The following is a 20,286-nucleotide window of genomic DNA, read 5'->3' as shown; positions in this document are numbered from 1 at the left end:
GTCACTGTAGCCGCAGGCATCTCCCGCCCCGGCGTGGTGGCACAACCGAGGACGCAACGAGCTTCCCCGACCCGCCAACACCCGACGGCCGCGGCCGCGAAACGGGCGACGGCGGCTGCCCCAGGCGACGGCGGCTGCCCCGCCTCAACGAAAACGCAGGACGCAGTCCTCGCACAGCGCGCTTCGGGAGGGCGCGCGACGGGCGCGGTCGCCGTCGGCGCCAGCGCCAGCGCCAGCGCCGGAATCGAGTCGGTAGATGAGGCAGCAGCTGCGGCGGCCGAACCGGGCCGGGGCAACCCGCGCGCCGGTGCCGCGCAGCGGGCCGTCGCCCGCGCACAGCGCGTCGACGACGCCCCAGGCGGGCGCGGCCAGGGCCGGCTCCGCCTGTCCGATCATCTTCGCGGCACCCGCGAGACCGGACGCCACATTCCCCCAGAGGATCTTCGATGACACCGGATGGTGACGCTCGATCGCCGAGACGATCGGCGCGACCACCGGGAGCAGCATCCCGTCCACGAGTCCCCGGCCGAGCCGGTCCGACGGTCCCGTGCCGGTGGTGGCCTGGCCGACCGGCACGGGTGGCCCGCCGAGCGCGAGCGGGAAGGGCCCGCCGAGCCTGTCCCGCCAGTAGAGCAGCCGCGGGCTGAACTCCGGCGGACGGCCGGTGGCCACGGCCAGCGCGAGCGCGGGAGCGACCAGCCGCGCGCACACCCCGAGCTGCGCGACGGAGACCGCCACCCGCTCGTCGACCGCCTCGGTCGCGAGCCCGCCCCCGGCCGCGAGCGCCGCCCGTACCGCGCCTGCCCGGCGCGCGAAGGCGCCGGTGAGCGGGTCGGAAAGGTCGGCGACCGCCGCCCAGCCGGCCGGCGGCCCGGCGGCCACGCCAGCGCCGTCGGCCTGAGGAGGAGCCAGGACGTCCAGCTCGAAGTACGGCCCGAACCGGGCGCCGAGCCGCGAAGGGACGAAGACGCCATCGCCGCCACCAGCCATGCCCAGCACGCGCCCATGCTAAGGCCGAGTCCGGCCCAGAGGTCAGGAGCTCGGGCTGCCGGTGATCGGCGGGGAGAGGATCTCCAGGCGGGAGCGGACCTCGGTGAGCACCTCGGCCCACGCGTCGCGCAGGTCGTCGGAGCCGTCTGGGCACAGGTCGTCGACGGCGAGCATCACGACGCTGCCGCCGTCGGCCGCCGGCAGGATCTCCCAGGTGACGATGACCGTGGGGTCCTCGCCGTCGGGGCGCGGCGCGCCGAGCGTGTACGTCAGCCGGTAGGGAGCCGCGGCCCGCAGCACGGTGCCGTAGACGGCCGTGCCGGCGGCGACCAGCCGGACCGGGGACCCTGGCCGCCAGTCGGAGATCAGCTGGCGGCCCGTCAGCATCGCGCCCGGCGCCTCGATGCCTGGCTCGGTGTCACCGGCGAGCACCCACCATGCCTCTTCCGGCGCCGCCGTGACGGACGCGGACAGGAAGCTCGTCCGGAACGGCTCACGCATGGTTCTCATCCCCTCGGTCGCTGCGCGCGACGATGCGCACGACGACCATGCTGCCGGCCCGAGAACCTCGCCAAGCCGCGATGTCAGGCCGCGGACGTGTAACGGCGGGGACAGCGCCGACACCCGTCCGCTACTGGTCAGCCAGCCGTCGGCCACCTCCGCGTCACCAAGGGTCTACCCATCCCGTCGTCAGGCATCGCCGGCGCCGAGGCCGTCGGCGGCGTTCTTGTCGGTCACGCCAGCGCTGTCGAAGGTAGCGACCTCGGCGAGAACACGGGCGGCGGCCTGGAGGACGCCCACGGCGAGCACCCCGCCCGAGCCCTCGCCGAGCCGCATGCCGAGGTCGAGCAGCGGGACGAGGCCGAGGGCGGCGAGCGCGGCCGAGGCGCCCGGCTCGACCGACCGGTGCCCCGCGAACATCGCCGCGCGCGCGTCCGGCACGAGCGCCGCCGCGACCAGCGCCGACGAGCAGGCGATCACCCCGTCGAGCAGCACCGGCACGCGGGCGGCGGCGGCCGCCAGCACGAAGCCGACCGTCGCCGCGTGCTCCAGGCCCCCGACGGACGCGAGCACCCCGAGCGGGTCGCCCGCGCCGACGCCGTCGCCCGCCGCTCGCGCGACCGCGCGACGCACGACGTCGACCTTGCGCGCGAGGGTGGCGTCGTCGACACCGGTGCCGCGGCCGGTCACCACCGCGGGGTCGGCGCCCAGCAGCGTGGCGATCAGGGCCGCCGAGGGCGTGGTGTTCGCGATGCCCATGTCCCCGGTGACGAGCAGGTCGTGGCCGTCGCGGAGCAGGCCGTCGGCGACCGCCGCGCCGGCGGCGACGGCGGCCAGCGCCTCGTCCCTGGTCATCGCCGCCTCGACGGTGATGTCGCCGGTGCCGGCCCGCACCCGGCGGCGGTCCAGGCCCGGCATCGCGCCGATGACGGCCGACGCCTCGATCGACATGCCGACGTCCACCACCGCCACCACGGCGCCGGCCTGGCGCGCGAGCGCGTTGACGACCGCCCCGCCGGCCAGGAAGTTCGCGACCATCTGGCCGGTGACCTCCCGCGGCCACGGCGAGACGCCCTGAGCGTGCACGCCGTGGTCACCGACGAACACCGCGACCGCCGGCGAGGCCGGCACCGGCGCGGGCACCCGGCCCGCGAGCGCGGCCAGCCGCACGGACACGTCCTCCAGCTGCCCGAGTGAGCCGCGCGGTTTGGTCAGCCGGTCCTGGTGCTCGCGGGCCGCCCGCGCGACGGCCGGGTCCACCGGCTGGATGCTCGAGGCGAGGCGATCGAGGACGGACATGTCCGACGGTTCAGGGCTCATGGATGGCTCTCCTCTCGGTCCGGGGCGGACGTTACAGAACGTCATCCGTCCCCGGAGCCCGAACGTGACAGACATCGGCCCGTCTCACAGACAGGTCGCGCCGTCGAAGCCGCCTACGCGACGCGGGTACCGACCGGCCCTGGGCTCAGGCCGTGCCGACGACAGGCGCGAGAGCGCGCCGCCGACCCGGGCGGGGGGCCGTTGCGACCCGCCGCCCGGGATGGGTCACAACAGACCGCCCCAGACGACCACGGCGGTGAGGGCGAGCAGGGTGACGGTGGTGGTGATCTCGATGACGGCGCCGAACACGTCGCCGGTGATGCCGTCGAGCCTGCGGACCACATGCCAGGTGACCAGCCGCCCGGCGGCGAGGCCGACGAGAACGGCGAACGGCAGCCACAGCGCCGCCACGAGGCTCGTCGCGGTGAGCGCGAGCAGGAGCCATCCGAGGACGAGCGTCACGGCGACCGCGACCACTGTGGAGGTGGCGGACGCGGTACCGGCGACGACGGCGCCGAAACCGCCGGGGCGCGCCGGTGGCACCGTCGGGCGAGCGGCGTCGAGTGCGGCCAGCCGCCCCGCCACGACGGCCACGACGAGCAGCACCAGCCCCTGGGCCCGGCTCGCGCCGCCCAGCAGGGTGGACACCGCGGCGACCTGCAGCAACACCGCGCCGACGGCCGCCGCCACCCCGAAGGGACCGATGTCGGACTGGCGCATGATCACCAGGGCCTCCGCCGCCGGCCTGCGGCTGCCCAGCCCGTCGGCGACGTCGGCCAGGCCGTCCAGGTGCAGGCCACGGGTGAGCAGCGCCAGGACGCCGACCCACACCACGGCGCCGAGGAACGCCGCGCCACCGCCATGGCCACGCCAGAAGACCAGCGACAACGCCCAGGCGAGGAAGCCCAGCAGCGCGCCGAGCAGCGGCAGCCAGCGCAGCGCCCAGCCGCCGAGCCCCGGCTCGGTCGCGTCGCCCGCCGACCGGCTCGCCGGCAGCGGCAGGACGGTGAACATCCCCACGGCCATCGGCAACGCGCGCAGGGCCGCGGGATCGAGCGCGGAGGACCGGCGCCGGCTGTGCGCCGGAGTCTCGGCTCGCCGCGCCCGCAGCGCCGTCATCCCACCGGCCGCCCGGTCGCGCACCCAGCCGACGCTCTGGCCGACGCCCTGCGTCACGCCGTGGCCCACCCTGCGGCCGAAGGTCCCCGCGCCGGGCGGGGGCTGCGTCGGGCCCGGCACGGGCCGGGTCGACGTGGTCCGCGGCTCACCGGCGGCCCCGGCCCCGGCCCTCGGCTCGGTGGGCGCGGCGGCGCCGCGCGGGTCCGGCACCCCACGCCATCCGCGGCGCGGTCGGCGTGGCTCTCGCCCGTAGGGCTCGCTGTTCGCCAGCAGGGCGTCCATCCCGACGTCCTGGACGCCGCCCGGCGTGGCCTGGTGGCCGTAGGGGGGGTCGGGTGGCGCGTCGCCGGGCCGGCCTGGGCGGCGCCGGTCGTGGGAACCGCCGGCGTTTCCCGGCCGCGGCGGCGCGTGCCCGGCCTGGGGCCACCCGGAGGCCCTGGGCTGTGCGGGGCCGGCCGCAGCGTCGGGTACTCCGGGGAACGGCGCCGGGGTCTCGTCGGGGTAGCCGCGTCCTTCGTAGCCGGGATCGGCGTAGCCGGGATCGGCGTAGCCGGGGTCCGCGTAGCTGGGATCGGCATAGCCGGGATCGGCATAGCTGGGATCGGCGTAGCTCGGATCGGCGTAGCCGCGTCCTTCGTAGCCGGAGGGGTCGTTCCCCTGCTCGGCGTAGCCGGGATCATCGTAATCACGCTCGCCGAAACCACCATCGCCGTGGCGGCTTTCGCCGCCGGCACCGCCGCCCGGTGTCGTCATGGCCGGATCCTCCTTTGTCGCCCGTTTCTTCGACGGTTGTCGACGTTCAAAGGGTTCCCGCGGACATACGCGGGCTCCGCGCCAGGTATCGCTCTGATCATCCTGCCTCATCCACGGTAGGTACCCAAGACCGACACTCCCGAAGAAGGGGGTGAAGTCAGCGGATGCGCTGCCCGATACCGGCCGTGCAGAGCCAGACCTCGTCAGCCACGGCGGCGAGCCGGGCGTTGAGCCGGCCCAGCTCGTCGCGGAACCGGCGGCCCGCGGCCGTCGAGGGCACGACCCCCGAACCGACCTCGTTGGTCACGGCGACGACGCGCCCCTCGGTCGCCGTCCAGGCCTCCAGCAGGGCATCCACCGCCCGCGCGAGCGCCGCGTCGGCGGTGCGGCGGGCCCGCGCGCTGGTCGCCGTCGCGTCTCCGTGGGCGTCCGCGCCCTCGTCCAGGACCCAGATCCCGGCGGCATCCATGGCCGCCGTGAGCCAGGTGCCGACGCAGTCGAACAGGACAGCGGGTACCTCACCGGCGGACACGAGGACCGCGGCGGCGTCCGCGGTCTCGACCGTCGACCAGCTGGCCGGTCGCCTGCGGCGGTGCTGGGCCACCCGCGCCGACCATTCGGTGTCCTCCGACGATGGGACCCCGCCCGTCGCCAGATAGACGACTCGCTCGCTGCCGGCGAGCATCCGCTCGGCCAGCTCCGACTTTCCGGACCGGGCGCCGCCGGTGACCAGGACCCGCCGCCCCGCCGCCGGCGGCACGAGCACCGTGACGCCAGCCAGCTGGTCGCGCACCACCGGCGCGAGCGGAACGGTGAGGATCACCCGCGAGGGCAGCGCGGCGACGGTGCCCTCGGGCAGAGGCCCGGAGGCTGGGCAGTGCAGCAGCACGCCGCGGCTCGTCTCCACCAGCAGGACGACCTCGCCGCCGCCCGCGGGAAGCATCCGCACGCCCGGCGGCGCCGCCTCCTGGCGGCCAGGCACCACCTCGGTGGGGAGGTCCGGGTCCAACCGGTCCGGGCCACGGCCGGTGGGCAGCACTCGCGCCCCGGCCAGGGAGACCCCGGCGAACGCGGCCCTGGTGGCGACCCCGGCGCCGCAGTCGAGGAGCAGCCGGCCGCACCGCGGGTCGTCCACCAGGACGCCCACCGGGCCTCGCGGCTCGCCGGCGTCGTCCTCCTCGTCCCGGCCGGCCGCGGTGACGGTGACGGCGGTGGTGGTGGTGGTGGCGGTGGCGGTGGCGCGGCCGTCGGCCAGCACGACGACGGCCATCAGCCCCGCCACCGGCCGCCGCCCAGCGGGGACGGACCCGGCCAGGCAGCCTCGTCGTTCGGGAAAAGCCTGCCTATGGCCGAGGGGATCCCGCCAGTAGCCGAGCCCGTCTCACCCGTGGCCGAGACGGGGCGGCCTACCGGCCGGAAGTTCAGAACGCGTCGCGTGGCTCTCACGGCTGTCCAGGATGCCCGCTGCCTGGGGTGCCGTGCGGCCTCGGGCCCGGACCGCCAGCGCCGCCGAGGCGATGGCCGTGGTCGCCGCCGCCACCGTGGTCGCCGCCGCGTTCGCGGCGTTCGCCGCGGTGACGGACATGACATCCGCCGTGGCCGACGCGGCCACCGACGAGGCGGACGCCGCCGCGGCCGACGCCGCGGAGGCCGCACTCGAGGCGACGGCCGTCGCGATCCTGGCCGTCGCCACGACCGCCGCGGCGGATCCCACGACAGCGGCCGCCGTCACGACCGACAGCGCCGTGGTCGCCGTCGACACGGCCGTCCTGGTCGTTCCCGCCGCTCGCCGCGCCCGGGCCACGTTCACCGCACCACCTCCAGCCCGGCACGTTCCGTCGCTGACGGTCCCGCTCTCATCGCCTTCCGCATCGTGGCACGCTCGGCCGCCGGGCGACACCCCACGCGACCCACCATCCGCATCGCAGGAAACCGAGCACCCGCGCGAGCGACACCGATATCGACGGCGGCGCGCCAGCGGACGTTGGCGGCGGCCCGTCAGTGCTCGYGCGACCCAGCCACCTCATCGACCCGGAGCCGTGCGACCGAATCGACCCGGAGCCGGGCGACCGACGGCCGCGAACCCTGGGCCGAGCTCCGTGCGGGAGAGCACTCGGCGTCCGACGGCGGGCGCGAGGCGATCGTCTTATTCGATATCGAAAAGGCCCTGGCGGACGGCGTACATGACGGCCTCCATGCGGGAGTGCAGCTGGAGTTTGTCCAGGATGTTGCGCACATGGTTCTTGACGGTGTTCTCGCTGATGAAGAGCTTGCGAGCGATCTCCCGGTTCGCCCTGCCCTCGGCGACGAGCTTGAGCACTTCCAGCTCACGCGCGGTCAGGTGGGGCGTGTGCAGGCGCGGCCGGTCCTCGGTGCCGCGCGCGATGCTCGCGAACTCGGCCATCAGCTTGGAGGCCATCGACGGGCTGATGAGGCTCTGCCCGTGGTGTACCGCCCGGACGGCGTCGGCGACCTCGTGCGGCGGGATCGACTTGAGCAGGTAACCGACGGCGCCGGCCTTGATCGCCTCGAAGAGGTCGTTCTCCTCGTCGGAGACGGTCAGCATCACGATCTTCACGCCAGGGACTGCCCGCTTGACCGCGCCCGTCGCCGCGATCCCGTCCCGCAGCGGCATCCGGACGTCCATGAGCACGATGTCGGGCGTCGTGCCGGTGGCCAGGGAAACCGCCGCCTGCCCATCACCGGCGCGGCCGACGACACTGATGTCGTCCTCTATCTCAAGAACGGTCTGCAGGCCCTGTAGGAACAGCTCATGGTCGTCCACCACGAGGACCCGGATCGGAGTCATGTCCCGGATCGGGTCGGCCGCGGCAGCAGCCGACGGCGGAACGACACTGGCCGTCATCACACACCCGGAAATCTATGAACGGATCGTTCGGAAGTAACTAATAGGACTACCGGCGAATAGCGGTTCAGGTACCCGCCCACTCTACGTGATGAGGCACGTACTAGCGGTTGCATCGGGCCGCGCGGCGCGCGGCGCCGGGAGACCGAAGGTCGATCCCTGACGAGGCCCAACGAACCCGACATGCCCGAATGGTACCCCCGTCAAGGTTCCTTTTTGGCGCAAGAGTGAACAGATGGGACGCGCATCGGATAGCCGGCGTCGAGGCCTCGACCAGGCTTCGCCGCCACCGCGCGGGGGCGAGGCCCACCATCGGACCACGCTGGACCGGGACCGTTCCTACCAGCTCACGCACCGCTGTGGACCGAGCGGTCAGACAGAAAGCACACCCGGCCTCCGCGTCGCCCACCCGTTCTCGACGATTTTTCTTAGGACGCTTTGAGATATCGACGGCCGATTTCCCCTTCGGCTCGCCAGGCCATGCTCGCCCGTCGGGGGTGATTCGCGTACCCGGCGGGGTGATCAGCGTAAAGGCATTGGCTGGCGAACCAACGAACGGTGGCGCACCCTGCGGGTATGGTTACCGCCGCCCGGACCAGCCGCGTCAGCGGCGCCGACAACCCAGCCGCCAGCGGCGGGCCGGCCGCCAGTACCGCCGACGGGCGGCTCGTCGCCGGCCAGGCTTCCGCCCTGCGCCAGGCACCCGGCACCGCGTGGGCGGACGCGTTCGCGCGCGCCAGCGACGCGGCGCCGGAGGCGTTCGGCGACGATCGCCTGCTCAACCTGTGGGGCGGCCGCTGGCGGGTGTCGGGGGTGCCGCTGGCGCACAGCGTCTCGCCCGTCGACGGCTCCTCCATCGCCGGCCCGCCGATGATCGAGCTCGACGAGGCCCGCGAGGCGATCGGAGCGGCGTGCGAGGAGCACCGGCGCTGGCGGGACGTGCCCCTGGCCGAGCGGCGCGCCCGGGTCACCGCCGCCGTCGACGCGCTCGACGCGCACCGCGACACGCTCGCCCTGCTGCTGGTCTGGGAGATCGGCAAGCCGTGGCGGCTGGCGAGGACCGACGTCGACCGGGCCATCGACGGCGTCCGCTGGTATCTCGACGAGATCGATCCGATGCTCGCCGACCGCGCGCCGCTGCCCGGGCCGGTCAGCAACATCGCCAGCTGGAACTACCCGATGAGCGTGCTCATGCACGCGATGCTGGTGCAGGTGCTCGCCGGCAACGCGGCGATCGCCAAGACCCCGACCGACGGGGGCGCCGCCTGCCTCACGCTGGCCTGCGCCCTCGCCCGCCGCGAGGGGCTGCCGCTCTCCCTCGTCTCCGGTCCCGGCTCGCGGCTGTCGAGCGCCCTGGTGCGGGCACCGGAGATCGGGGCGCTCGCGTTCGTCGGGGGCCGCTCGGCCGGCGGCCAGGTCGCCGCGGCGCTCTGCGACACCGGCAAACGGCACTTCCTGGAGCAGGAGGGCCTCAACGCCTGGGGCATCTGGGAGTTCTCCCAGTGGGATCTGCTCGCCGGGCACGTCCGCAAGGGTTTCGAGTACGCCAAGCAGCGGTGCACCGCCTACCCGCGCTACGTCGTCCAGCGGCAGCTGTTCGACGAGTTCCTGAAGATGTACCTGCCGGTCGTGGAGTCCGTCCGCTTCGGCCACCCGCTGGCGGTCACCGCCGACGACGAACCGCTGCCGGACCTCGACTTCGGGCCACTGATCAACGCGGTCAAGGCCGCGGAGCTCTCCGGGCGGGTCGAGGAGGCCATCGCCAAGGGCGGCGTCCCGCTCTTTCGCGGCAACCTCGCCGACGGCCGGTTCCTGCCCGGCCAGGACACCTCCGCCTACGCGGCGCCGACGGCGATCCTGTCCCCGCCGACCTCGTGCGCGCTGCACCACGCCGAACCGTTCGGCCCGGTGGACACGATCGTGGTGGTCGACTCGGAGGCCGAGCTGCTGGCCGCGATGAACGCCTCGAACGGCGCGCTCGTCGCGTCGCTCGCCTGCGACGACGAGGACAACGCCCACCGGATGTCCGCCGAACTCGCCGCGTTCAAGATCGGCGTCAACCGGCCGCGCTCGCGCGGGGACCGGGCGGAGCCGTTCGGCGGCCGGGGCGCCTCCTGGAAGGGCGCCTTCGTCGGCGGCGAGCACCTCGTCCACGCCGTCACCGTCGCCCCCGACCCCGGCGAGCGCCTCTACGGCAACTTCCCGTCGTACTCGCTGTACCCGGAGACATAGCCTGCGGCACAGGAACTCTGGCGGCTGGCTCCCCCCGTGCTGGACCGTCCCTGGACCGTCGCAGCGCCGGGGAGGCCTCCCAGGACCGCGTCGACGGCCTTCCGGGTGTCGTTCCTCGCTGTCCGGCCAGAGGTGACCGTACGTATCAAAGGTCTCGACGGCGGACCTGTGGCCGAGGCGAGCCTGGACGACCTTCACGTTCGCGCCCGCCGCGATCAGGAGGCCCGCGTAGAAGTGGCGGATCTCGTGGAAGTCGGCGTCGCCGGCAGGCCGGTCGGCCACCGCCTCGTACCGCCCCGCCAGGTCGTCCTGCCGGGACCTCTTCTCCTTGGCCGCGCCCTCCCGTAGCGCCGACTCGGCCCGCGCCACGGTGTCGTTCCGCGCCTTGGTGAACGTCCCGGCGCGGACGATGGCGCCCTTACGCGACTCCGCCCACGGCGGACGGTCCTGTACCCGCCGCGGCTTCGCGCCCTTCACTCCGCCGCGAGTACTCGTCGGCCTCGACCAGCGCCGACGGGTACGCGGCCAGATGGGCCGCCAAGGCGTTGACGACCATGTCCCGGTACGGATCAGCCGGTCCGACGATGGCGTCCTGGTCGGCACGTCCGCTCCGCCTTCTCGTTGCCGAGAGCTGGGTGCGACTTCTCACGCGGCGTCTTCGCCGGGTTCCGCGGCGCCTGCCGAGAAGGGGCCTGGCTTTGCCGCATTTCGTGGTCTGCGACCGCGAGATCGGACACAATAGGTATGCAGAGGAGCGTCCCGGGTCCGGGGACGTGACTTCAACAATCCCGTCCCTGCTGGGTGACTCCTTAGCCTGTGCGGGCACCCTTCTCCGGTCACGGTCTGTCACTTTGACCGGATGTCGCCCGCCATCATTACACCAGCTTGATCGTCACACCCTGTCACCGAAATCGCGTCGAAGTCTTCACCGCCGCCCGCATCAGCTTCTCCCGACCATCGTCGCGAAGATTGTTGGGAGCACTCTGACCTGCGATTACGACTCTTCCCCCAGCCCTGTGCGCCTCCTTGGAGCGGCCCGCAGCCCCCGTGACTCCAGGAGCGCCCGACGCCGTACCCCAGAAACGCGAGAGCGATCCGTGATCACCATTCTTAACCAGGAGACAGGCCAAGACGCAATGAATGGCGAGCAGATCCTCACAGTGCACGAAGCCGCGCGCTCCTGGCAGCCGAACAGGAACGCCGCCGAAGCCCTGGCGCACACCGTCGAATGGCTCACCCGCTTCCAGGTCTACACCCCCCGGACTGAGAGGTACGCCACACTCTCGGCCTGGGTGTACCCCCTGGCCCCGCTGCCGGAGTTGGAACTCGCCTACGACATCAGCAGCTTCTTCCGGATCTACGACGACTTCACCGACGACCTGGCAGCGGACATCAGCCGCATCAACATCATCAGTGCGGAGCTGACCGGGATTCTCTACGGGAGACCCCCGAAGTCCCACATGGGGACGATCTTCAATGATCTGTGGACACGGCAGATCATCAGTTCGCCGGACCAGTGGGTGGCTCGGGCCAGCGAGCACTGGGAATGGTATTTCAACACGCAGGCCATGTACGCGGCGATGCGGGACCAGCGGCTGGACACGACGGTCGAGGAGTACCTTGAACTACGCCTGGGAAACGGCGCGGTGCCGCTGTGCCTGGTGCTCGGCGAGAAGGTGAACTACACCTACCTGCCGCCGCGCATCCACCACTGCACCCAGTTGCGACTGCTGCGCAAGCTGGCCAGCGACATCATCGTGTACTGCAACGACGTCTACTCCTCGGTCCGCGACGCGCAGCGTGACGACCCGCGCAACATGATCACGATCATCCAGGACCAGGACGGCTGCGATTGGCAGGAGGCGAGAGCCCGCTGCGAGCAGGAGATGCGGGCACTCGACCGGTCGATGCACACCACCAAGCAGCGCCTTGACACGGCGTGCGACGTGTTGGGGTTCACCGACGCGGAACGCGCCCAGGCGCGGATGGGCGCGAGGATCGTCGATGACTGGAACTGGGGTTACCAGGCCTGGGCCGCCGCCAACGAGTTGCTGATGGACACCGATCCGCCGCGCGAGGAGATCTCTCGCATGCTGACCTCGCCGCAGGCGGCCTGACGGCGCGCCGGAGGAAAGGTGGTGCCCGGGCATCGTCCCCGGGCACCACCGCGCCGCGCGTCAACCGACCACGAGACCCCTAGCGCCGACGGCGGAACAGGCCGACCAGCGAGGCCCGGAAGCCACCGCGGGTCTCCGCCTCGGCCTGTGTCTCGGCCTCGGCCACCGCCGCCAGCGCGTCCCTCGCGGCGCTCGGTTCGACCGGGGCGGAGGCCGCCCGGGCGGCTGGCGCGGCCAGCGGGGCGGAGCGGCGCTGCGGAGCGAACGTGACCGGGAGCGCGTCAAGGTGCCGGGACCAGGTCGAGGCGGTCCAGGTCAGCTGGTCCTCCGGCACCGTGAGGCGCAGGTCGGGCAGCCGGTTGAGCAACACGTCGACGCCCGTGTCGGTGATGGCGCGGGCGATCTCCTGTCCCGAGCACTCGTGCGGGCCCCGGCTGAACGCCAGGTGCGAGCGGTTGCCGTGCACCGGCGCGCCGGGATCCGGACGGATCCCTGGATCCGCGTTGCCCGCCGCGATGCCGAGCAGCAGCATGTCGCCCTCGCGGATCTCCTTGCCGGCGAAGTGCATGTCGTGCGTGGCGAACCGCGCCGGGCAGACCAGCAGCGGCGGATCATCCCACAGCATCTGCTCGACCGCGTCCGGCAACGTCATGAGCCCGCCGGTGAGCGACGCGCGGAAGCGGGGGTCGGTCAGCACCATCCGCAGCGTGTTCGAGACCAGGTTCGTCGTGGTCTCGTAGCCCAGCACGATCACCACACGCAGGTGGTTGAGCACCTCTTCGTCGTTCAGCCCCGAGGGGTGCTGGATGAACCAGGACGCCAGGTCGTGCGCGGGCGACCTGCGCCGCGCCTCGGTCAGCGACCGCAGGGTCGCGATGATGTACTGGTTGTGCCCGTACGCCTCCTCGCCGCCGCTGAGCATGCCGACGATGGCCTCGACCAGTTTCCGGCCGTACCCCTCGCTCAGGCCGACCAGCCGGCTCAGCACGAGCATCGGCAGGTACGCGGCGAACTGGGTCACCAGGTCCGCGCGGCCGTCCTCGACGAAGCCGTCGATCAGCTGGTTCGCGTAACGCTGCACGTGCCGCCGGGTGCCCTGCCGGTCGAACCTGGTCAGGCACTCGTTGACCGCGGCGCGCAGCCGTCGATGCTCCTCGCCGTCGTAGGACACGACGTCGGGACGCCATCCGATGAGCTGAAGCAGCGGGTCGTCCGCGGCGATCCTGCCCTCGTTCCAGTCCCGCCAGAGCCGGGCGTCCCGGGTGAACCGGCTCGGGGTGCGCGCGACCTCCATGTTCTCCCGGTAGCCGAGCACCAGCCAGGCCGGGACGCCCCCCTCGAGTTCCACCGGGGCGATCCCGCCGTGTTCCGCGCGGAGCTTCTCGTAGACCGCGCCGGGATCGTGCCGTGCTTCCGGGCCGTAGAGCGCGGTCAGTGCGGCACCCCGCGTGAAGGCCTCGCGCGCCGGACCCCCCGGCGGCGGGATCGCGGCGCCTGGTTCCACGCCTGATTCGGGTATGGCTGTTGACACGCTTACTCCGTGGCGGCTGAGGCGGCCACCGGGGCCGCGGATTGGGTGGACAGCCGGTACAGGTAGCGCATGAGGGCCAGCAGGGTGTCCCGGCTCGAGGCCCGGCTGCGCGCGTCGCACGAGACGATCGGCACGGCGGCCGGCAGATCCAGCGCGGCGCGCACGTCCTCCAACGGGTGGGCCGGGGCGTCCGGGAAGACGTTGACGGCCACGATGAACGGGACGCCGCCTGCCTCGAGCCGCCCGATGACGTCGAAGCTGGCCTCGAGCCGCCGGGTGTCGACCAGCACGACCGCGCCAAGCGCTCCCTCGAACAGGCCGGTCCACAGAAACCAGAAGCGCTGTTGTCCGGGCGTACCGAACAGGTAGAGCACCAGTTGCTCGTTGATGCTGATCCGACCGAAGTCCATGGCCACGGTCGTCGCGTCCTTCCGCTCGACCCCGCGGACGTCGTCCACGCCGACGCTGACCTCGGTCATCGTCTCCTCGGTCGTCAGCGGCCTGATCTCGCTGACGGAGCCGACCAGGGTCGTCTTGCCGACGCCGAATCCGCCGACCACGACGATCTTGACCGCGGTGGCGGCCGAGGCGGGCAGCGCGTCCTCGCGCGCCGGTCCAACCGCCAGCTCAGAGCCTCTGGAGTCCATTCATCACCGCCTTGAGCAGTTCAGGATCGCCGATTCTGTCCATGCGTACCGAGGCGCGCACCTCGACGAGCGAGTCCCTGAGCAGGTCGGAGACCAGGATGGCGACCACGCTGAACGGCAGCCTGAGGTACGCGGAGATCTCCGCCATGGACAGGGGCCAGTGGCACATGCGCAGGATGGACGCGTGTTCCGGCTGCATCTCCGGCTGGGCCGKGGCCCGCGCCACCACAAGGGTGATCAGGTCGATGTCGGCCCGGCGGCCCGAGGCGCCGCGCCCGCCCGTAAGGATGTACAGGCGCTCGGGACCGCCCTGTTCCCAGGCGGAGGGCGCGTCGTTGATCGGGGGTGGGGTCACCCGGCGGTCCTCTCCTCCATCCGCGGCGGACTGGTGAGGTGCTCACCGATGCGTGCGACCAGGTTGCGCATCTGCTGCCCCATCAACCCCGCGTCCACCCCCTCGTCGGCCAGCACCGCGAGGTAGGCGCCCGCGCCGGCCGCCATGAGGTAGAAGAACCCTCCGCCCACCTCGATCACCACGAGCCGCATCCGCTTGTCCCCCCGCGGGAACTCCGCGCCGACGGCGGCGGACAGGCTCTGCAGCCCGGCGCACGCGGCCGCGAGCCGGTCGGCGGTGTCCACATCCGTGTTGTATTGGGCCATGCGCAGGCCGTCCGCGGTCAGGACGATGACATGCCGGGTGCCTGGCACGCTCTCCGCAAGGTCCTTGAGCATCCAGTCCATGCTGGGCCGCAGGTGGTCCATCGACTACTCGCCTTCCTTGCTCGACGCATCGTCAGTCACAGCGTGCTCGGTGCTCGCGCCCTCGCCGGAGACCGCGTTCTGGAACGCGGCGAGCCACAGTCCCGGTGGCGGGGGCGGCGCGGCGGGAGCGAATGCCTCACTCGACATGGGCGGGGACGGGGCGGCGGGCCGCGGTGGGAGCGGCGCGGCCAGGCTCCGCTGGCTCTGGCTTCCGTCGAGCGGGGCGGTGGTGGCGCGCCTGCGCTGCGGAAGGCCGTTCTTGTTGATCCCGATGTTCTGCGGCTCCTCCGGCTGCAGGGCGATGGCGGGCATCGGCTTGTTCAGGTCCGCCCGGACCGCGGCGCCCGGGTCGGCCGCGGACAGCGGCACGGCGGTGGCCAGGTCGCGCGGAATGATCAGCACAGCGCGCACGCCGCCGTACGCCGAGGGCCGCAGCGAGACCCCGAAGCGGTGGGTCTGCGCGAGCCGGCCGACCACGGACAGGCCCAGGCGCGGGTTCTCGCCGAGGTCGGCGAGGTCGAGGCCCGACCTGACCTCGGCGAGCACCCGCTCGGCGCGCAGCCGGGCCTCCTCGCCGAGGCCGACGCCGCCGTCCTCGATCTCGACCGCGATCCCGGACTGCACCTCGACCGCGGTCATGTGCACGCGGGTCTGCGGCGGCGAGTACCGGGTGGCGTTGTCCAGCAGCTCGGCGAGCGCGTGGATGAGCGGTTCGACGGTGGGTCCCGCGATGGCGAGCTCGACCACCGAGTGCAGTTCGACGCGCTGGAAGTCGGTGATCCGGGACATCGCGCCGCGCAGCACGTTGAACAGCGGCACCGGCTGCTGCCACTGCCGGCCGGGGCGGGATCCGCCGAGCACGGCGAGCGAGTCGGCGAGCCGGCCGATCAGCGCGGTGCCGTGGTCGAGGCGGAGCAGGTCGTCGAAGACGTCGGGGCTCCCGCCGTGCCGCTCCTCCATCTCGCGCAGATCCTGGAACTGCTGGTGCACGATGGCCTGGACACGGCGGGCGACGTTGACGAACGCGCGCTGCGAGGAGTCGCGCAGGTCCTCTTCCGCCTTGACCGCTTCGAGGACCGAGCGGACCACGTCGTCATGCGCCTTGACAAAGGCGGCGCCGAGGACGGGCGACTGGCTCGAGCCGGACAGCGCCTCCTCGACCGAGTCGCCGCGGTGCAGCCGGCTGATCGCGGCGGGCAGCACCTCGACGGCGAGGCGGCTGGTCTCGGCCTCCTGCATCTCCAGCCGGCGCACGAGCTCGTGCTCGGTGGCGGCCTGCCGACGGCGCAGCTGGACGATCTCGTGCCCGCGGCGGCGAATCTCGGCGCAGGCCAGGCCGACCGCGACCGCCCCGACGAGGCCGCACACGATAACGGCGCCCCGGGCGCGCGGAGCGACGAGAAGGACCGCGGCCACCGTACAGAGCGCGGTTAGAGCTGCTGCTACCAGGGCACCGAAGACGACGGAAGAGCCGCCTTCCGAACCACGAGGTGACGGTCGCTTGCGTTTCATTCGCAGAACCTTGGTCTGATCGTGGGCGTGTGTCGGTGACCGACGGGGACAAGGAGAGAAGTCACGGGCGCGGCCCGCGGAGAGACTCACGCGCCGCCGAGGGCCCGACGGCGATGTCCTGACTGGGCACGCGGCCACCTTGCTCAGTTCGAATACGGCGGTTCCGATATCTCTCCGGACGGGTCTGACGTTATCGCAGGCCGCGGATGCGTCGGAAAAGCGTCCACCCCCGGATGCGCCGGGCCGCGCCGGAGGGATCCGCCGCGGACCAGAGGATCCATCATGTGATATGAATCACCACTTCGACGGGTCGGATTGACACTCGCCGAAGCACGCTCCCGGCCAACCCACTCAGGGCGTGGCGCCCCGATCCCGTGAGTCATTTATGTGAATTCGCACTTCAGCACGGGTACCCAGCGGTTCATCTGCGTCTACACGGCCGTCTACCCGGCGGCGGGCAGAAGTGCCGGATCACCTGACTGCCCCGGAAGGCGGCCGCGGCTGTCGCCGCTGATTTGTACGACGAGTTCGCGGGAGATAGGGACGCCGGCATGAAGGCGTTTACGGAGGGTGGACGAGCGAGGCGTCCTGAACCGCGCGACGCGCCTCCACCCGAAGGAACTCCCACGAGTGCTGGACCGCCTGGTCGCTACGACCAGAGCCGCGGGAGAGGTGGCGCCGAGGGGCTTCGATGCCATGAGCCGCGATCCGCGCAGGTCACGAACACCCGCGGCGACTTTCCGTCGTGCCCGCTCTGCCCCGAGACCTGAGCTATCGCGAGACCCGTGCGGGTGGCGGGTGGCCGGGCAGTCCGTGCTCGGCGAGCGGGCCGAGGCGCAGGGACGCGTCCGCGCACCGGCAGGCGAGCTCGGGCAGCGCGCCCAGCGCGCTGTGCCACGCGCCGGGGACGCCGGCGCGGTCGCTGTCGTGCAGCAGGATCGTGGCGCCGCCGCGCAGGTCAGGCCCGACGGCGGCCAGGACGGACAACGGCGTCGCGCCCGCCTCCCAGTCGCGTCCGCGCGCCGTCCAGAGCACCGGGGTCAGCTCCAGGCGGCGGGCGGCGCCGAGCACCGCCGCCGACAGGATGCCGTGCGGCGGTCGGACGAACCGGGGCGGGCGGCCGGCCGCCGCGGCGACCAGCTCGTGGGTGCGGGCGAGCTGGTCGTAGGTGGACAGCGGGCCGCGCAGCAGCATCGGCTTGCGGTCCCAGCCGTGGATGGYCAGCTCGTGCCCGGCCGCGGCCATGTCGACGACGAGCCCCGGCGCGCGGCTGACCGCGTCACCAAGGACGAAGAAGGTCGCACGGATCTCCAGCTCCTCGAGCACCTCGAGGAAACGGGGTGTGGAGCGCGGGTCCGGCCCGTCGTCGAAGGTCAGCGCCACATGGTCGGCGGCGCCGAACCCGGCGAGGGCGGGGGTGAGCCGGCCGCGGACCTTGCGTAGCGCCGTCACCGCGGGCAGCCCGTAACCCAGCCCCGCCACGAGGGCGGCGCCCGCCACGGCCGGCCAGGATGCCACCGCGGCGGCAGGGAGCCCCGGGACGCCGCCGAGCGTCCGCCGCGCCGAGCCGCGCGGCCCGCCCGCGGTGGTCACCGCCTCGCGAGACGCAGTCATCGGGTCGGTCACCGAATCGGTCACCATGTATCGCACTGTGCCATGGCTATCGCGAATAGCCCCTCATCTCACCACCCGGCGCGCCTAAAACGACACGGAAAGCGATCATGCTGGACAGGGCGGCGACGAGAGGGGCGAGGATCGAACCGCCCGGGCCGGCGGACGACGATGACCGCCGATGGCGCGGTGAGGTCAGACCGCGCTGAGCGCCTCGGCGACCTCGGCCTCAGTGGGCATGGACGGGCCGGCCCCGAACCGGCCGACCGCCAGGCCGGCGGCGGCGTTCGCCCGTTCGAGGGCCTCAGCCGGGGCCAGCCCCATGGCCAGCGACGCGCCGAGCGCCCCGCAGAAGCAGTCGCCCGCACCGGTGGTGTCGACCACCGGCACCCGCCGGCCGGGCACCACGAGCACCTCGCCGCCGATCCGCGCCAGCGCACCGTCCGCTCCCAGGGTCACCACCACGTCGCCGAGCGGCGCGCCGTCCGGAGCGGCCAGCCGATCTCCGGAGCGCAGCAGCTCCTCGATCCCCGGCGCGGCGCCACCCCCGCCGACGCCGAGGCCCACCAGCTGGGCGAACTCGGTCTCGTTGACGACCAGAACGTCCACGGCGGCGAGCAGCTCCCGGCTCGGCGCGCGAAACGGCGCCAGATTGAGGATCGTCGTCGCGCCGGCGGCACGGGCGGCGCGCGCGGCCGACTCGTTGGTCTCGGCCGGGATCTCGCCCTGCAGCAGCACGACGTCACTCGGGCGGATCGCCGCGTCGGTCACTCTCGCCGGGCTCACCGCCGCGTTGGCGCCGGCGACCACGATGACGGTGTTCTCGCCGCCGTCGACCACCGTGATCAACGCGGTGCCCGACGGGCCCCGCTCGCTCCGGACCCACGCCGTGTCGATGCGCTCGCCGTCGAGGAAGCCGGACAGCACGGTCCCGAAACCGTCGGCGCCGACCGCCCCGACGAGCACCGTCGGGGCACCGAGCCGGCGCGCGGCCACGGCCTGGTTGGCGCCTTTGCCGCCGGGCACCTGGTGTACCGAGCCGCCGGCTAGCGTCTCGCCGGGCGCTGGCAGCCGAGGCACCGTCACCACCACGTCCATGTTGATGGAACCAATGACGACGACCCGCCCGCGCTCAGCCACGCCTCATCCTCGCCTGGGCTCCTGGGCTCCTGGGCTCCTGGGCGGGCATATGCGGTGGCCTTCTCAAGGCCCGGCCGTCCGGCCCGTTCATCCGGCCCACGCGGCTGGGATCGAGCGCGGGCGCGGGCTCGGCGTGGTCAGGCCGCGGTGGCGAGGTCGCGCAGCGCCGTGACCGTGCGCCAGTTGCGCGTGGTGGCGATGACCGCGAGGCGGCGCTCGATCGCGGTGTTGCTGAGCTTGGTACGGCCGTAGCCGTGCGGACAGTGCAGGTAGACCTCACGCCCGACGACGACGACGTCCTCGCCCTCGGCCGCGAGCGCGGCAAGCCCGGCGACGAGGGACTTGCCTGGCCGCTCCGCCAAGAACGTGACATGCAACTTGGTGGGGTCGGGCTCACGGTCCAGGAACGGGTTACCAGCGGCCAGCGCGGCCAGTTCGTCCCGGTTGCGGAGCAGGACGGTGGTGCGCACGCCGATCTCCCGATCAATGCGGGTCTCGATGTCCGCCGCGAGCGCCGACCTGGGTGCCTCGGTGCCGAACAGCACGTTGCCGGTCCGCAGATAGGTCGAGATCCCCGCATACCCGAGCCCGGAGAAGACGGCGTGCAGGTCGGCCATGTCGACCTTGACACCGCCGACGTTGATCCCGCGGAGCAGCGCCGCGTAGGTGGTCACCAGCCTCCTTCCGGCCCCCACGCGGCACTCTACGAGTACGAGGCACCCGCTCTCCGCTAGTTCACCGATCCGACAGAATCCGCGCGGACCCATCGGGCCGAGGCGCGGCCGCCGAAGCCGCTCCGCCAGCCTGGCCGGCGGGTTCGCCCGTGTTGGCCGGGCCCGCGGAGCCTGCGGGGCCTCCCGGGGCCGCGGACCGCTTCGAGCCGGTGCCAGCCGACGCCGAACCCCCCTCGCCCACCGCGGCGGCGCCCCGAGGCGGGGTGACGCCACGCGCCGCGCCCGAGCTGTTCCGCGCGGCCGCCGGGGCCGGACCGGTCGCGCCGGCCGCCTTGGTCGCCTTGGTCACGCCAGCCGCTTTGGTCGCCTTGGTAGCGGCGGGCGTCTTGGTGGCACCGGGCGCCTTGGTGGCACCGGGCGCCTTCATCGCCATAGTCGTGCCGGGCGCCTTCGTCGCGGCGGGCGCCTTCGTCGCGGCGGGCGCCTTCGTCGCGGCGGGCGCCTTCGTCGC

18 protein-coding genes and 1 pseudogene are annotated in these 20,286 nt (G+C 73.0%); 3 read left to right on the top strand and 16 right to left on the bottom strand.

The annotated features are described in order from the left end of the window. Nucleotides 1-144: 144 nt before the first annotated feature. The 8 genes and pseudogenes from BL253_RS02270 to BL253_RS02240 form a co-directional block, all read right to left on the bottom strand. Nucleotides 145-990: an iron reductase gene (locus BL253_RS02270; protein WP_241834449.1), complete on the bottom strand. Its 846-nt coding sequence runs from the start codon at nt 988-990 to the stop codon at nt 145-147. Between the two features lie 42 nt (nt 991-1,032). Next, nucleotides 1,033-1,491, bottom strand: coding sequence for an SRPBCC family protein (locus BL253_RS02265; RefSeq protein ID WP_076813163.1), 459 nt, complete (start codon nt 1,489-1,491; stop codon nt 1,033-1,035). Between the two features lie 189 nt (nt 1,492-1,680). Beyond that, on the bottom strand, nt 1,681-2,811 hold the full coding sequence (gene cobT / locus BL253_RS02260) for a nicotinate-nucleotide--dimethylbenzimidazole phosphoribosyltransferase (RefSeq protein WP_081437916.1): 1,131 nt from the start codon (nt 2,809-2,811) through the stop codon (nt 1,681-1,683). Between the two features lie 225 nt (nt 2,812-3,036). Further along, nucleotides 3,037-3,825 (bottom strand): adenosylcobinamide-GDP ribazoletransferase, encoded by a 789-nt coding sequence (locus BL253_RS45760; RefSeq protein WP_476644101.1) that lies wholly within the window; start codon nt 3,823-3,825, stop codon nt 3,037-3,039. Between the two features lie 250 nt (nt 3,826-4,075). Continuing rightward, nucleotides 4,076-4,516: pseudogene (locus tag BL253_RS45755) on the bottom strand (hypothetical protein); the annotation flags it as partial. Between the two features lie 324 nt (nt 4,517-4,840). After that, complete coding sequence (gene cobU / locus BL253_RS02250) at nt 4,841-5,965, bottom strand: bifunctional adenosylcobinamide kinase/adenosylcobinamide-phosphate guanylyltransferase (protein ID WP_241834441.1); 1,125 nt, start codon at nt 5,963-5,965, stop codon at nt 4,841-4,843. 99 nt (nt 5,966-6,064) lie between these two features. Beyond that, nucleotides 6,065-6,493: a hypothetical protein gene (locus BL253_RS02245; protein ID WP_241834440.1), complete on the bottom strand. Its 429-nt coding sequence runs from the start codon at nt 6,491-6,493 to the stop codon at nt 6,065-6,067. A 336-nt stretch (nt 6,494-6,829) separates the two neighbouring features. Continuing rightward, nucleotides 6,830-7,549: a response regulator gene (locus tag BL253_RS02240; RefSeq protein ID WP_076813158.1), complete on the bottom strand. Its 720-nt coding sequence runs from the start codon at nt 7,547-7,549 to the stop codon at nt 6,830-6,832. Between the two features lie 576 nt (nt 7,550-8,125). Between BL253_RS02240 and BL253_RS02235 the strand changes: the two genes are divergently transcribed. Both BL253_RS02235 and BL253_RS02225 read left to right on the top strand, forming a co-directional pair. Beyond that, nucleotides 8,126-9,781, top strand: coding sequence for an aldehyde dehydrogenase family protein (locus tag BL253_RS02235; RefSeq protein WP_241834439.1), 1,656 nt, complete (start codon nt 8,126-8,128; stop codon nt 9,779-9,781). A 1,136-nt stretch (nt 9,782-10,917) separates the two neighbouring features. Beyond that, nucleotides 10,918-11,898: a terpene synthase family protein gene (locus BL253_RS02225; protein ID WP_241834438.1), complete on the top strand. Its 981-nt coding sequence runs from the start codon at nt 10,918-10,920 to the stop codon at nt 11,896-11,898. Nucleotides 11,899-11,977: 79 nt separating this feature from the next. Here the strand turns inward: BL253_RS02225 and BL253_RS02220 are convergent, their stop codons facing one another. From BL253_RS02220 to BL253_RS02185, 8 genes are all read right to left on the bottom strand, one after another. Next, nucleotides 11,978-13,402 (bottom strand): cytochrome P450, encoded by a 1,425-nt coding sequence (locus tag BL253_RS02220; protein WP_241834437.1) that lies wholly within the window; start codon nt 13,400-13,402, stop codon nt 11,978-11,980. A 29-nt stretch (nt 13,403-13,431) separates the two neighbouring features. Next, on the bottom strand, nt 13,432-14,076 hold the full coding sequence (locus BL253_RS02215; RefSeq protein WP_076813153.1) for a GTP-binding protein: 645 nt from the start codon (nt 14,074-14,076) through the stop codon (nt 13,432-13,434). Next, nucleotides 14,057-14,431 carry a DUF742 domain-containing protein gene (locus BL253_RS02210; protein WP_076813151.1) on the bottom strand — a complete coding sequence of 125 codons (375 nt, stop codon included), beginning with the start codon at nt 14,429-14,431 and terminating at the stop codon, nt 14,057-14,059. The genes BL253_RS02215 and BL253_RS02210 overlap by 20 nt, the downstream gene beginning before the upstream one ends. Further along, complete coding sequence (locus BL253_RS02205) at nt 14,428-14,838, bottom strand: roadblock/LC7 domain-containing protein (protein ID WP_076813150.1); 411 nt, start codon at nt 14,836-14,838, stop codon at nt 14,428-14,430. Before BL253_RS02205 ends, BL253_RS02210 begins: the two co-directional genes overlap by 4 nt. A 3-nt stretch (nt 14,839-14,841) precedes the next feature. Beyond that, nucleotides 14,842-16,206: an ATP-binding protein gene (locus tag BL253_RS02200; protein ID WP_241834436.1), complete on the bottom strand. Its 1,365-nt coding sequence runs from the start codon at nt 16,204-16,206 to the stop codon at nt 14,842-14,844. Nucleotides 16,207-17,121: 915 nt separating this feature from the next. Continuing rightward, the gene (locus BL253_RS02195) at nt 17,122-17,964 is read right to left on the bottom strand and encodes a polysaccharide deacetylase family protein (protein ID WP_081437918.1); all 843 of its coding nucleotides are present in this window, start codon (nt 17,962-17,964) and stop codon (nt 17,122-17,124) included. A 192-nt stretch (nt 17,965-18,156) separates the two neighbouring features. Then, nucleotides 18,157-19,101 carry a ribokinase gene (locus BL253_RS02190; protein WP_076813146.1) on the bottom strand — a complete coding sequence of 315 codons (945 nt, stop codon included), beginning with the start codon at nt 19,099-19,101 and terminating at the stop codon, nt 18,157-18,159. Between the two features lie 137 nt (nt 19,102-19,238). After that, nucleotides 19,239-19,775, bottom strand: a complete 537-nt coding sequence (locus BL253_RS02185) for a DUF1697 domain-containing protein (protein WP_076813144.1) — start codon at nt 19,773-19,775, stop codon at nt 19,239-19,241. A 263-nt stretch (nt 19,776-20,038) separates the two neighbouring features. On the opposite strand from BL253_RS02185, the gene BL253_RS44630 reads away from it, so the two are divergent. After that, nucleotides 20,039-20,286 (top strand): hypothetical protein (locus BL253_RS44630; protein WP_131831433.1); only part of this gene is annotated, 248 nt, incomplete at its 3' end.

The sequence above is a fragment of the Pseudofrankia asymbiotica genome, assembly GCF_001983105.1.
GTDB lineage: Bacteria > Actinomycetota > Actinomycetes > Frankiales > Frankiaceae > Pseudofrankia > Pseudofrankia asymbiotica.
Note: the sequence above shows the minus strand (reverse complement) of the source record. Positions and strands in the feature narration are given on the sequence as shown.